Source organism: Paraburkholderia phenoliruptrix, assembly GCF_902859825.1.
GTDB lineage: Bacteria > Pseudomonadota > Gammaproteobacteria > Burkholderiales > Burkholderiaceae > Paraburkholderia > Paraburkholderia phenoliruptrix.
This window is the reverse complement of the sequence record NZ_CADIKB010000007.1, coordinates 83240-96778: the sequence shown is the minus strand read 5'-3', so window position 1 is coordinate 96778 and position 13539 is coordinate 83240. Positions and strand designations below refer to the sequence as shown.

Below are 13539 nucleotides of genomic sequence, written 5' to 3'. Positions count from 1 at the left end.
TCTGTGCTGCGCTGGTGCTTGCGCGCGTTTCACCGGCGCTAAGGCGCCAGCGAAAACCTCAATGGCAATCCAGACCCGCAGACGAAAAAAAAGGACACCCGAGGGTGTCCTTTTTTGTAGCTTCCGCTTCCGGCCATCTATATTGGCCGGTCAAACGCTCACGCGCCCAGCTCGGCGCTCGAAGCCACGTGCTTGGGAGCATTCACGCTGGCATCGTCCTGTTCGGAAACCGGCGTATGGGCCGGCGACGCGGCGGCGCTCAAAGGGTGGCTTCCTTCCAGCGTGACCTGCACGCGCTTGCCGTTGTTGCTGTTTGCAGCAGCCGACGCGGATGAAGACGACGCGTTGTTCGACGCCGTCATGACCGGAGCCTGCGGAGCATTGATGGGCACCTTGCGGCCCCGTGCGACGTCGCGCAGACGCCCGCGCTCGGCCATCACCTTGGCGCCGTAGCCGCCATCGTCCTGCGACGTGGACCCGACATACAGACGCAAACCGCCCGGCAGCGAGCCGCCGCGGGCAATGCAGTCCTTCAGAACCAGCGCGCCGACCTTGATGTTCGCGAGCGGTTCGAGCGCCGCGCTCTCGCCGCCGAAATACTGGAATTTGTCCGAATGGACCTTGGACATGACCTGCATCAAACCTTGGGCGCCCACGCCGCTCTCAGCGTACGGGTTGAAGCCGGATTCGATCGCCATGACTGACAGCAGCAGCAGCGGGTCGAGGCCGACTTCCCGGCCGGTGTCGAACGCCGCCTTCACGAGCTCGCTGACGGGCTCCTGAGCGACGCGATAGCGCCGGGCCAGGTACGAGGCGACGAGCGCCTGCTCACGCGACGACACGAGCACGCGGTCGTCGCGTGCGTCGGCGGAAACGCGTTGCGCCGGAATCAGCCGGGCCAACGCGGAGACGCTTTGCATGGTGCGCGGGTCGAGACCGTTGAGCGCCGCGATGCCCATGCCGGCCGAGCCGCTGCCGTCGAACGCCCCGTCGTAGCTCGTGTTGCTGACGCTCACGCCGGCGTTGTTCGTGCCGTTCGCCACGTCGGCGCCGTTCGCGCCGCTGGTATTGGACGACAGCGTTTCGTCCGACGAGGTATGTCCCGGCGGCGCGAAAGACGGCAGCGGGTTGCCCTGCAGCAGGCGCGCGGGTCCGGCCTGCACGGCCGCGGAAAGCACGGGCATGAGCTTGGCCGCGAGCGTGCCGCGCCACGTCGGCATCAGCCACAGTGCAATGGCCAGCACGACGGCAATGCCGCCGACAATGCTGAACAGATGATGACTCAATTGCGTCCCACGGCGCACTGCACCGCGCACGACCTGCGCGATACGTTCATCGGGACGCCACGATAACCAGGCGTTCATTCAGATCTCCCATGTTGCATGATCCGCGAATTCCGCTGAACAAACAGGCGGTAACACACATTCGCAGAGTCAAGACATCGCGCGCTCTGTCTGGTTAGGGCAGCAGCGACGTCGGGAAAACGGCAAATACCGTTTGTGGGGAGCCAACCTCAAAGCGGTCCGCGGCATGCGAAAAGCATGCGGCGGGGGCTCCCACGCGAAAAACCAGCGTCAGTAGGCGCTGGCGAGGACTTCAATAAGACCGACGAATACCGTGCAGGGCTTCGGTAAGCGGTGACGCGTTGCGTCAGATGGGACCGGGGGCGGTGGTAAAAGGTTCACGCCCTGCAACCAATGTGGACGGATTCTAGGGCACGGTTTTATAGATCGTCAACACTACAAACAGGCAAATGTATAACTAATTGTAATAAAAGAGGCGCTACGGAGCGCCTGGAGCACCGCCGCAAGCGCTTCGGCGGCGATTTGGCAGCGTTTGCTTGTCTTAGCCCATTCGGCCGATCTACGTGTGCTAGCCAACGCAGGTAAAATCGACAATCGGTTTGGCACCTGCAATAGCGTGGCGCCGTTTCTTCCTCGCCGCTTGCGGCACTGAACAGCAACAGATGAAATACAAAGATTTGCGCGACTTCGTCGGCCGCCTCGAGACGATCGGCGAACTGCGCCGTATCTCGCAAAAGGTCTCGCCCGTGCTCGAAATGACCGAGCTGTGCGACCGCGTACTGCGCGCCGGCGGGCCGGCCCTGCTGTTTGAGAACCAGGAGCGGCATGCGTTCCCGGTGCTCGGGAATCTGTTCGGCACGCCGCGCCGCGTGGCGCTCGGCATGGGTATCGACGCGCAGGCCGGCGAAGGCGACGGTGCCGCGCTCGAATCGCTGCGCGACGTCGGCCGGTTGCTGTCGGCGCTGAAGGAGCCGGAACCGCCCAAAGGTCTCAAGGACGCGGGCAAGCTCTTCTCGCTCGCGAAGGCGGTGTGGGACATGGCGCCAAAAACCGTGAATGCGCCGCCCTGTCAGGAAATCGTCTGGGAAGGCAACGACGTTGATCTCGAAAAGCTGCCCATCCAGACCTGCTGGCCGGGCGACGCCGGCCCGCTCATCACGTGGGGCCTGACCGTCACAAAAGGCCCGAACAAGAGCCGACAAAATCTTGGCATCTACCGCCAGCAGCTGATTGCGCGCAACAAGCTGATCATGCGCTGGCTCGCTCACCGCGGCGGCGCGCTCGATTTCCGCGAATTCGCGCTGAAGAATCCGGGCAAACCGTATCCGGTCGCCGTCGTGCTGGGCGCGGATCCGGCCACCATCCTCGGGGCAGTCACGCCGGTGCCCGACACGCTCTCCGAATACCAGTTTGCCGGGCTGCTGCGCGGCGGACGAACCGAACTCGCCCGATGCCTCACGCCCGGCGTCGACAGCTTGCAGGTGCCGGCGCGCGCGGAGATCGTGCTCGAAGGCTTTATCTACCCGCAGCAAGGCATGACCGCGCCTGTCCCCGCGGGCGCGCCGCCGCGGCCGGCCCGTGGCGCGTCTGCAGCTTACGAGCACGCGCTGGAGGGCCCTTACGGCGACCATACCGGCTACTACAACGAACAGGAGTGGTTTCCGGTGTTCACCGTCGAGCGCATCACCATGCGCCGCGACGCGATCTATCACTCCACCTACACCGGCAAACCGCCGGACGAGCCCGCCGTGCTCGGCGTGGCGCTCAACGAGGTGTTCGTGCCGTTGCTGCAAAAGCAGTTCACCGAAATCACCGACTTCTATCTGCCGCCCGAAGGCTGCAGTTACCGTATGGCCATCGTGCAGATGAAGAAGAGCTACGCCGGCCATGCCAAGCGTGTGATGTTCGGCGTGTGGAGCTTCCTGCGGCAGTTCATGTATACGAAGTTCATTGTCGTGGTCGACGAGGACGTCAACATCCGCGACTGGAAAGAAGTGATCTGGGCAATCACGACCCGCGTCGACCCGACGCGCGATACGGTGCTTGTCGACCGCACGCCGATCGACTACCTCGACTTCGCGTCGCCGGTCGCAGGGCTCGGTTCCAAAATGGGACTCGACGCGACCAACAAGTGGCCCGGCGAAACCGACCGCGAATGGGGCCGGCCCATCGAGATGGACGCGGCAGTCAAGCAGCGAATCGACGGTCTGTGGAACGAGCTGGGCCTCTGAGCGCCGCGCCTCACCGAATAACAAAATTGATGGAGCAATGGCGCGGATGCATGCCCTTTCGATGATGTCCGACGGATTTTTCCTGTCGTTGTCGCTGTGTCTGGACATCGGCCTCGTGAACGTCGCGATGATTTCTCTCGCGCTCTCGCACGGCTTCAAACCTGGCTTCTGGCTCGGCCTCGGTTCGTGTGTCGGCGATCTGATTTACGCAGCGCTCGCGCTGGCGGGCATGGCCGCGCTATTGCAGTTCGAGTCGGTGCGCTGGGTCGTGTGGATCGGCGGGGCGGCCATTCTGCTGTTTCTCACGTGGAAGATGGCTCGGGAGGCCATGTTCCCCGCGTCGGCGCCGCCCGTCGCCGGAGAAGCCGACGCCAACGCGCCGCACCTGTCCGCGTGGCGCGGCTTCGTGCGCGGCGTGTTGCTGGCGGTGTCGTCGCCGTCGGCCATTCTGTGGTTCGCCGCGGTGGGCGGCGCGCTGATCGCCAAGGCCGGAGCAACGAGCGCGGAGACGGCCCCTGTGTTTCTGGGCGGCTTCTTTCTTGGTGGCCTGTGCTGGACCGTGTTCATCTGCGGACTCGGTAGCCATGGGCGCAAGCGCGCCGGCAGCGGTTTGCTGCGCGCCTGCCATGTGCTGTCGGCGCTACTGTTCGCCTACTTCTCGTATAGTGTGATCGTCAACGGCTACCGCGATCTGATTCTGCAAACCGCGCAGCATTCGCCGGCCGGGCAAACTGCGGCGCAAACGGCGAGCTGACAAAAAAGCCCGCATCGGCAATACGAACGGGCCATTTCTGCAAACGCCACCAAGGCGGTTCGTGCGCCGCCAGGCCAGATCACTCAACAAAGGTCACGCGAGATACTGCGCGAGCTTGTCCAGATCGACGTTGCCGCCGCTCACCACCACCCCCACGCGCTTGCCCTTCACGGGCAGCACGCCGTTCAGCACGGCTGCCGCCGCGAGGCAGCCGGTCGGCTCGACCACCATCTTCATGCGTTGAGCGAAAAAGCGCATCGTCTCGATCAACTGCGCGTCGGTGACGGTTTCAATTCGCGCGACGAGCTTGCGGATGATCGCAAACGTGTAATCGCCCAAATGCGTGGAGGCCGCGCCATCGGCAATGGTGCGCGGCGTTTCGATGTGGACCACCTCGCCGCGCGCGAGCGATTGCTGACCGTCATTGCCCGCTTGCGGCTCGATGCCGATAACCGTGCAATCCGGACTCAGCGCCGCCGCCGACAACGCGCTGCCGCCAATCAGCCCGCCGCCGCCGAGACACACGAACAGCATGTCGAGCGGACCGGTTTCCTCGATCAACTCCTTCACCGCGGTGCCCTGCCCCGCGATCACGTGCGGATGGTCATAGGGCGGAATCAGCGTCATGCCCCGCTCTTCAGCCAGCCGCCGTCCAATCTCCTCGCGGCTTTCCTTGTAGCGGTCGTACGTGATGACTTCGCCGCCGTAGCCTTTGGTGGCAGCGACTTTGGCCGCGGGCGCATCGTGCGGCATGATGATCGTCGCGTGAATGCCGGCGAGGCGCGCCGACAGCGCAATGGCCTGTGCATGATTGCCGGACGAATAGGTCAGTACGCCGGCGTTGCGCTGCTCCGCGTCGAAATGGGAAATCGCGTTATAGGCGCCGCGAAACTTGAAGGCGCCCATTCGCTGAAAGTTCTCGCACTTGAAGAACACCGACGCGCCGGTCCGCTCGTTGAACGTGCTTGAGGTCAACACCGGCGTGCGATGCGCCACACCTTCAAGGCGCGCGGCGGCGTCGAGTACGTCGTCGAAATTGGGTGCGGGCAGAGGTTGCGTCGACTGCATGGGCGGAGGTCTCCGGAAGCGGTGGGTTAGACGGACATTCTCCCAGCTTCGCCGCCGGTTTGGAACGTGGCAAGACACTCACGCGATGCAACCAAAAACGAAACGGCGTAACCCGGCGATCAAGCCGGCGTTACGCCGTTCATCAGGTCTAGCGTGACGAGCCGCGCCGCTTAGCGCCGGTAGTAACCGTGGCCGTAGCCGTAGCCGCGGTAATAGCCATGGTGATAATACGGGCGGCCATAACCATAGTAGCCACCCACCACGACGGGCGCCGGCGCATAGACCACCGGCGGCGGGGCATACACCACAGGCGGCGGGGGCGGGTAATACACCGGCGGAGGCGCCGCGTAAACCGGGTACGCCGGCGCGACCGGCACCCCGATACCGATGCCGACAGACACATGCGCCTCTGCGACGGAGGCAAGCCCCACGCCCAATGCGGCAGCAACAACAAACGGGACGATCTTTTTCACTTTGTTCTCCTGGCGCGGCCCACTCAAGGTCGCCGTCTTCGCATGCCTTTGCATGCTACGTAGACAAATTTATCTAAAAAGCCCACGTGACGCTGTTCGCATTTGTAGCAAATTGCAATCAGCGGAAAGGAACGCCGGCTGGGGGTCCTTTCCGGGCGTGGCGGGAAACGCCTGAACGTCACCTAGAATCAGGCGATGACGCGGCTACGGGGGACGCTTGACCGCCCATCTCAAGCCATGCCCCTTCGACGGACACAGCCTTGGTAATCTTTAATTACAAATTAGCTTCGATGCTGACGGCGCAACGCAACGGCCGATAAAAAGCCCGGCGCACAGGCCGGGCTTCGTCTCGTCTGACGTGGGTCGGTTCAGCCGACTTTCACATACGCAAATTCGCGCGACACATTCGGCGGAACGTACGCGACGCTAATCCGTACGCGCGGGCTGAGACGTTTTTTCTGGTCCCACCAGCGACGCCGCTGCGCGTGCGTCAGAAATCGCAGGTGCTTCCGGTAAGAAAAAATGTTCATCGTGACCACCTCCCCGAGTTCGATTGCGAAATTTCGAAGCGAACACCCATGAAACAGCCACGGCCACGTCGGCCATGGGGAAATTGTGAGCAGTTTTCAAGCCCGTGGGGCCGGCTCGGCGCCATGAACGACAGCGCGCGCCATATCGTCGGCCCACTCATCTGACGACTGCCGCACGAGTTGCGCCAGGTGCCGGCCAATGGGCGATACTGCTGCTTTTCCGTCCATGCCCCCGTCCGGAGCCCGTCCACATGTCCCAGCCTACTTCTCTGCCCCGCGTCGGCTTTATCGGCGCGGGCCGGCTCGCGCGCTGCCTCGCGCTCGGGTTCTCTCACGCAGGCTATCCCGTGACGGCGGTGGCGAGCCGCACGCCGGCATCTGCCGGCCGGCTCGCCGGCCAGATTCCCGGCTGCGCCGCGCTCGACGACCCGCAGCAGGTGGTCGAGCGTGCCGACGTGGTCTTTTTAGCGGTTCCTGACGACAGCATCGGTACGTCAGCGCACACACTGCGGTTCGGCCCGGACGGCGCTCACGGCAAGTCGCTCGTGCACTGCAGCGGCGCGTCGCCGGTGGAACTGCTCGCGCCCGCGCGCGACCAGGGCGCGTCGATCGGCGGCTTTCACCCGCTTTATCTCTTTGGCGGGGAGGCGACCGACCTCGAACGTATTGCCGGCTGTTCGGTGACGATCGAGGCCGACGGCGCGCTCAAGGACACGCTGACTGCGCTGGCCGTCGCGCTGCGCTGTCATCCGCTGTCGATCCCGCCGGGCGGCCGCATGCTGTATCACGGCGCCGCGCACTATGCGGCGAGCTTCGCGCTGTGCAGCCTGGCCGAATGCGTCGCGCTATGGCGCACGCTGGGTTTCGCCGAAGACGACGCGCTGCGCGCGCTTTTGCCGATGCTCGCCGGCACCATCCAGACCGCTCGCGACAAGGGTCTGCCGAACGCGCTCGCCGGCCCGGTGTCGCGCGGCGACACCGGTGTCGTGCAGAAGCAGCTGGCGCTGTTCGAAAGCCTGGGCGGCGATCATGCCGCGCTGTACGGCTTGCTGTCGCGGCGGGCGGTCGCGCTGGCGCAGCGCCGTGCCACGCCGCCCGCCGCGATCGACAGCATCGCCGAGGCCGTGGAAGAATCGTTGGGCCGCTCGCTCAATCAGGCGGCAGCAGGTGCAAGCGTGAAGTAAGCCGTGATAATGTGACGTCCGGCGCCGCGCGCAATCCGCCGGCGCTTCGCTTCGGGACCAACAGACGAGAACGCACAATGATCAAGGTCAGCATCCTCTATCCGTACCGGGAAAACGGCCACTTCGACGTGGACTATTACTGCGCCACGCACATGCCGCTCGCGGCAGAGCTGTTCGGGCCGTCGCTGAAGGGCTGGTCCGTCGACGTCGGCATCAACGCGGGGCCGCCGGGCACGCCGCCGCCGTACGTGGCTGCGGGCCACTTTCTCTTCGATAGCACGGACGACTTCTACAAGGTCTTCAAGCACGCGTCCGAGCGACTCCTTGCCGACATCCCGAATTACACCGACGGCGGCAACGGCGCCATTCTTATTAGCGAGATCAAGGTTTCCGTGTAACGACACGCGGTCGAGGTGGACCGTGCGGCACGGCTATGTACCTTGCCGCGCGCGAACACGGCCGCAGGGCTGCGCCACGCGCCTGCCTCGACCACTTCGCAATGCATGCGGCCGTATGGGCGGCGTATGCGACATGACAAACCGCCGTGCGCACGGCTGAAAGCGCCGGCGCCAGGCCGTTCACCGGCCGCCATTAGAAGCATAAGGACACGAGATGTTTGGCGATATCGCCCGTTTTCTGCTTAATACCGTCTTCACGCTGTTCGGCGCGGCGCTGCTGCTGCGCGCGTGGCTCCAGGTTGTGCGCATGCCGCCGTACAACCCCGTCACCAACGCGGTGCTGCAAGCCACCAACTGGATTGTTCTACCGCTGCGGCGCATTTTGCCGAGCACGCGGAGCATCGACTGGGCGAGCCTCGTCGCGGCGCTGATCGCAGCGATCATCTACGTCGTCCTGATGGTGGTGCTGACGGGCGCTGATCCGCTCACGTTGCTGCCGACGCTGCTGATCGTCGCGGTGCTGACGGTGATCAAGTGGGCACTGAACCTGATTATCTGGATGACGATCCTGATGGCGCTGCTGTCGTGGCTCAATCCGCGCTCGCCGGCCATGCCGATTCTGTATCAGCTCACCGCGCCGTTTCTGAACCCGCTGCGACGCGTCGTGCCGCAACTTGGCGGCATTGACCTTTCGCCGATTCTTCTTTTTGTGATCGTGCAGGTTCTCTTGATGGTGGTAACGCGTGCCGCGGTTCAGCTGACGTATTTTGTGATCTAAGGCGGCTCGGCGGGAGCTTGCGGATGACGAAGGGCGGCGGCGCGATTTGCGCTTGCCGCCCTTTCGCGAGTAAAATAGCGCGCTCTGCGGGCGTCGTATAATGGTAATACCCTAGCTTCCCAAGCTAGAGCCGTGGGTTCGATTCCCATCGCCCGCTCCAGAATGGCTCGGAGCCCTGTCCTACACGGTTCTTGTAACGCCCGCTCACCTGACTGCTGCACGTTCGGCAGAAATCAAGCACGAGCCGCCTCTACGAAGGCGGCTTTTTTATAGCGGCGATGGCGGCGCTGCCCGCGCGTGGCAACCGGCCGGGCAGACATCGCCTGTCGACGCGACGATCGGCACGCAAAACACAGCCCGTGCCCCGTGCTGACGATGCAGTGACGAATCAGGGCCGACTGAGTGCCGAATAAGCGCCGAACGAGCCCCCAACGCACCGCACGAACCGCAAGGCCTTCACCTAGTAAGTAGCAGCCCCGACCATGATCCACGACCCCAACGACGCCGGCTCCCCCGACGCACTGCCGACAGACCGCAACGAAGCCGAAGCCAACGCCGCCCCCGCCACGCCGCACGACGAAGTCCTGCACCGGCGCCGCATCCGCAGCTTCGTCACGCGCGCGGGGCGCGTGTCGACCGGTCAACGCCGCGCAATGGATGAACTCGGCCCGCGCTTCGTCGTGCCGTTCACGCCTGAGCAGCCCGACTGGAACGGCATCTTCGGCCGTGAGGCGCCGCGCGTGCTGGAAATCGGATTCGGCATGGGCGCAACGACGGCGGAGATCGCATCGCATCGTCCGGGCGACGATTTTCTCGGCGTCGAAGTGCACGAACCGGGCGTCGGCGCATTGCTGAAGCTGATGGGCGAACAGGCGCTCACCAACATCCGCATCATCCAGCATGACGCGGTCGAGGTGCTCGAGCAGATGATCGCGCCGGACAGTCTCGACGGCGTGCACATTTTCTTTCCCGACCCGTGGCACAAGGCGCGCCATCACAAGCGCCGCCTGATTCAGCCGAAGTTCGTCGCGTTGCTCGCGTCGCGACTGAAGCCCGGCGCCTATCTGCATTGCGCGACGGACTGGCAGAACTACGCGGAACAGATGCTCGAGGTGCTGAGCGGCGAGCCGTCGTTGCAGAACACGGTCGACGGCTATGCGCCACGGCCCGACTACCGTCCCGTCACGAAATTCGAACGACGCGGCCTGCGGCTCGGCCACGGCGTGTGGGATCTGGTGTTCCGCAAGCGTTCAAGCTAAGCGCGTAAAGGCGAAAACGCCCGCGGCCGAAGCATCGGCTGCCATCAAAATCCGCGCCGACGCTCAATCCGCCCAGCTCAGCGCGCCGCTATAGCCGACCAGCAAAATCAGCAGTCCGAAGCCGATGCGATACCACGCGAACGCCGTGAAATCGTGCGCGGCAATATAGCGAAGCAGCCAGCGCACGCACAAAAACGCGCTGACAAACGCCGCCACGAAACCCAAAGCAAAAACGCCGAGCGCGTCGACGGACAAGGTATGCCAGTCCTTGTAGATCTCGTAGGCCGTCGCGCCGAACATGATCGGGATCGCGAGGAAAAACGAGAATTCGGTGGCCACACGCCGGTCGAGGCCGAACAGCATCCCGCCGATGATCGTCGAGCCCGAGCGCGACGTGCCGGGAATCAAAGCGAAGCATTGGGCGAGGCCGACCTTGAGCGCGTCCATCGCGGTCATGTCGTCCACATGATGCACGCGCGCCGCCTGGCCCTGTGCACCTTGTCCGCGCTGCCGGGCCTCGGCCCACAGAATGACGACCCCGCCCACCACCAGCGCGAACGCAACCGGCACCGGCGAAAAGAGCGCCGCCTTGATGGATTTTTCGAACAGCAGGCCGAGTACGATCGCCGGAACGGTGGCGATGATCACGTTGAGCACGAAGCGCCGCGCTTCGGGACGGCTCGGCAAGCCGGTCACGACGTCGCCGATGCGGCGGCGAAACTCCCAGCACACCGCGAGAATCGCGCCGAGCTGAATCACGACGTCGAAGGTTTTCGCGTGTTGGTCGGTGAAATTGAGCAGGCTGCCCGCCACGATCAGATGCCCGGTGCTCGACACCGGCAAAAACTCCGTCAAGCCTTCGACGACGCCCAGAATCAGCGCCTTGCAAGCCAATAACCAGTCCATCCGTGCCCCTCATCGCTGTGGATTGTCGATTCTCGGAACCGGCCCTGCCAGCACGACGGACGCGCGGCCCTGCCGGCCGCGCGCAGCGTCATTTCTCGACGATTTGCACGCGTATACCGTTTGTAAGGATGGTGATTGTACCGGGTTCGTAGCTCACGCCGGCAAATTGCAGTTGTTCCGGCTTGAAGGTGTAGATCGGGTAGTTGCTCAGCAATTGCGTCGCCAGCACGGCGGCCGCCGCGTTGATCTGTTGCGTGTAGGCCTGCGCGTCGCCGCTCACACTGACGTTGTCCACGTTCGGCGATTTGAGCACGACGGATTTGCTCGCGGGGTCATAGGCGAGCTCGCTCGACAGCGTGAAAACGCCGTCAACCGGTTGCGGCATGAACGGGCTCGCCAGATGCGCGTCGAGCTTCACTGAAACGCGGTTGGCGTCCGGCAGAAAACCGACCACCGGATGACTCAGCGCGACGTCGAACACCTGCGAAACCGTACGCTGATACGGAAATTTCCGCTGCACCGCGTCCTGCACCTGTTGCTGCGAGAACGTGTAATGCGACGGAATGAAGGGAAAAATCGGTGTCGCGCACGCGCTGAGCGAAACGATGCCAAGCGCGCTCGCGCCTGTCAGCGCGGCGAGCAGAAAACGGCGCCGAGCCGGCGCAACCAATCGAGCCATACGGTTTCTCCAATCGACCACAGTTGAGGCTTGATCCTTTTGTCCAGGCCTCGCTCAAAGCCCCTGCTTCATTCAATGCCCGGCTGCGTCCGCACCTCGAGCTGCGTGAGCCACGCGAGCGCCTCGCCGCGATTCGCCCCGCACATCTCCGCCTGCGGCTGCAACCCCGAACAGCACGCGGGCCGCTCCGGCTGGCCGAAGATCGCGCAGCGCAAATCGTCGCCGAGTTGCACGCAGCGCACGCCCGCCGGCTTGCCGTTGGGCATCCCCGGAATGGGACTCGAAATCGACGGCGCGATACAGCACGCGCCGCAGTCGGGCCGGCACGCATGGCCGGCCACATTGAACGGCGACTCGCGCTTCGCCACGCGGTCAGTTACATCGCTCACCACACCCTTCCCGAATCGGACAAAAGAGACAAAACGCGCCGCGGCGCCAGACCCGCATTGTGCCACTGCGCCGCATGCGACCTTTTTACACAATCGGGCGCAGCGTAGCCGGGCGTACACTGATTCCGAACCTCAAGGCCACGCCCAAGAGGCGCCCACGCCTCGTTCACGGTGGCCGTCCCCTATGAGCCTCTCATGATGACCGCCAACTCGCTGTTTCGTCCGGATCTGCTCGCCAAATACAGCGCCAACGGCCCACGCTATACGTCCTATCCGACCGCCCTTCAGTTCCGCGACGATTTCGACTACGCCGCGTATCTTCGCGCCGCGGCCGACCCGGGCGCGTCAGCCACGGATCTTTCGCTCTACTTCCATATTCCGTTTTGCGACACCGTGTGCTTCTACTGCGGCTGCAACAAGATCGCGACGAAAAACCGCGCACATGCCCGCCCTTACCTCGAGCGGCTCAAGCGCGAAATGGCCCTGCAGGCCTCGTGTTTCGACACACGCCGACCCGTGTCGCAATTGCACCTGGGCGGCGGCACACCGACGTTCATGTCGAACGACGAACTCGCCGAGCTCATGGACGCGGCACGCGAGCACTTCAGCTTGCTGCCCGACGACGAAGCCGAATATTCGATAGAAGTCGATCCGCGCGAAGCATCGCCCGATACGATCGCGCATCTGCGCAAGCTCGGCTTCAATCGCCTGAGCCTCGGCGTGCAGGACTTGGATCCGCTCGTGCAGCGGGCCATCAACCGGATTCAGCCGCTCGATATGACCGCCTCGGTCATGCAGGCCGCGCGGCATGCGGGCTTTCATTCGATCGGCGTCGACCTGATCTACGGACTGCCGCATCAAACGGTGGAGAGCTTTACGCGCACGCTGGACACCATGATCGAGCTGGCGCCGGATCGCCTGTCGGTGTTCGCTTATGCGCACATGCCGCAGCTCTTCAAGATGCAGCGTCAGATGGACGCGGCGGCGCTGCCCTCGCCCGCCGTGCGTCTCGCTATCCTGCAACGCGTGGTGGAGCGCCTGACGGCGGCCGGCTACGTCTACATCGGCATGGATCACTTCGCGCTGCCCACCGACGAGCTCGCCCGCGCGCAGGCACAGCGCACGTTGCATCGCAATTTCCAGGGCTACAGCACGCGGGCCGAATGCGATCTGATCGGCTTCGGTGCGTCGTCGATCGGCAAGGTCGGCGACGTCTACGCGCAAAACGCCAAAGCGCTGCCCGCCTATGCCGCCGCGATCGACGCCGGCCGACTCGCGATCACGCGCGGCGCGCGCCTGTCCGCCGACGACCGTCTGCGGCGCGACATCATCACCCAGTTGATGTGCAATCTGGAATTGCGCTTCGACGAATTCGAGGCAATGTACGGCATCCGCTTCGCCGATACGTTTGAGCCCGAACTCGAGCGCCTGCGCGGCTTCGAGCAGGACGGCCTCGTGTCGCTCAGCAACCGCAAGCTCGAAGTGCAGACCGCGGGACGCATGCTCGTGCGCAATATCGCGATGGTGTTCGACCGCTATCTGGGCCAGCAGACGCTCGAACGGTTTTCGCGCACGGTCTGAACGCC

13 protein-coding genes and 1 tRNA gene are annotated in these 13539 nt (G+C 64.1%); 8 read left to right on the top strand and 6 right to left on the bottom strand.

Going from position 1 to position 13539, the window contains the following annotated elements:
• Positions 1-158: 158 nt before the first annotated feature.
• Positions 159-1364, bottom strand: a complete 1206-nt coding sequence (locus HV711_RS10415; RefSeq protein ID WP_035479387.1) for a lytic transglycosylase domain-containing protein — start codon at positions 1362-1364, stop codon at positions 159-161.
• A 602-nt stretch (positions 1365-1966) separates the two neighbouring features.
• On the opposite strand from HV711_RS10415, the gene HV711_RS10410 reads away from it, so the two are divergent.
• Positions 1967-3535, top strand: a complete 1569-nt coding sequence (locus tag HV711_RS10410; protein WP_028360887.1) for a UbiD family decarboxylase — start codon at positions 1967-1969, stop codon at positions 3533-3535.
• 46 nt (positions 3536-3581) lie between these two features.
• A complete protein-coding gene (locus tag HV711_RS10405; protein ID WP_035479478.1) occupies positions 3582-4289 on the top strand; it encodes a LysE family translocator in 708 nt (235 codons plus the stop codon).
• A 93-nt stretch (positions 4290-4382) separates the two neighbouring features.
• Here the strand turns inward: HV711_RS10405 and HV711_RS10400 are convergent, their stop codons facing one another.
• Together HV711_RS10400 and HV711_RS10395 are read right to left on the bottom strand one after the other, a co-directional pair.
• On the bottom strand, positions 4383-5357 hold the full coding sequence (locus tag HV711_RS10400) for a threo-3-hydroxy-L-aspartate ammonia-lyase (RefSeq protein WP_035479386.1): 975 nt from the start codon (positions 5355-5357) through the stop codon (positions 4383-4385).
• Between the two features lie 170 nt (positions 5358-5527).
• Entirely contained in the window at positions 5528-5830 is a 303-nt protein-coding gene (locus HV711_RS10395; RefSeq protein ID WP_013589333.1) for a hypothetical protein, read from the bottom strand.
• A gap of 781 nt (positions 5831-6611) precedes the next feature.
• Between HV711_RS10395 and HV711_RS10390 the strand changes: the two genes are divergently transcribed.
• The 5 genes from HV711_RS10390 to trmB all read left to right on the top strand — a co-directional run bounded on the left by HV711_RS10390 (position 6612) and on the right by trmB (position 9979).
• Entirely contained in the window at positions 6612-7544 is a 933-nt protein-coding gene (locus tag HV711_RS10390; protein WP_013589335.1) for a Rossmann-like and DUF2520 domain-containing protein, read from the top strand.
• Between the two features lie 77 nt (positions 7545-7621).
• Positions 7622-7942, top strand: coding sequence for an EthD family reductase (locus tag HV711_RS10385; protein ID WP_035479291.1), 321 nt, complete (start codon positions 7622-7624; stop codon positions 7940-7942).
• 214 nt (positions 7943-8156) lie between these two features.
• Positions 8157-8720, top strand: coding sequence for a YggT family protein (locus HV711_RS10380; protein WP_013589336.1), 564 nt, complete (start codon positions 8157-8159; stop codon positions 8718-8720).
• Positions 8721-8806: 86 nt separating this feature from the next.
• Positions 8807-8880, top strand: a tRNA-Gly gene (locus HV711_RS10375).
• A 322-nt stretch (positions 8881-9202) separates the two neighbouring features.
• On the top strand, positions 9203-9979 hold the full coding sequence (gene trmB / locus HV711_RS10370) for a tRNA (guanosine(46)-N7)-methyltransferase TrmB (RefSeq protein ID WP_028360890.1): 777 nt from the start codon (positions 9203-9205) through the stop codon (positions 9977-9979).
• A gap of 63 nt (positions 9980-10042) precedes the next feature.
• On the opposite strand, the gene HV711_RS10365 is transcribed toward trmB, so the two are convergent.
• The 3 genes from HV711_RS10365 to HV711_RS10355 form a co-directional block, all read right to left on the bottom strand.
• The gene (locus HV711_RS10365; RefSeq protein ID WP_028360891.1) at positions 10043-10885 is read right to left on the bottom strand and encodes an undecaprenyl-diphosphate phosphatase; all 843 of its coding nucleotides are present in this window, start codon (positions 10883-10885) and stop codon (positions 10043-10045) included.
• An 88-nt stretch (positions 10886-10973) separates the two neighbouring features.
• The gene (locus tag HV711_RS10360) at positions 10974-11564 is read right to left on the bottom strand and encodes a DUF1439 domain-containing protein (protein ID WP_013589339.1); all 591 of its coding nucleotides are present in this window, start codon (positions 11562-11564) and stop codon (positions 10974-10976) included.
• A gap of 68 nt (positions 11565-11632) precedes the next feature.
• Positions 11633-11953, bottom strand: a complete 321-nt coding sequence (locus tag HV711_RS10355; RefSeq protein ID WP_082201422.1) for a YkgJ family cysteine cluster protein — start codon at positions 11951-11953, stop codon at positions 11633-11635.
• A gap of 195 nt (positions 11954-12148) precedes the next feature.
• Here HV711_RS10355 and hemN point away from each other — a divergent pair, with 195 nt between their 5' ends.
• Positions 12149-13534, top strand: coding sequence for an oxygen-independent coproporphyrinogen III oxidase (gene hemN, locus HV711_RS10350; protein WP_035479293.1), 1386 nt, complete (start codon positions 12149-12151; stop codon positions 13532-13534).
• Positions 13535-13539: the final 5 nt, after the last annotated feature.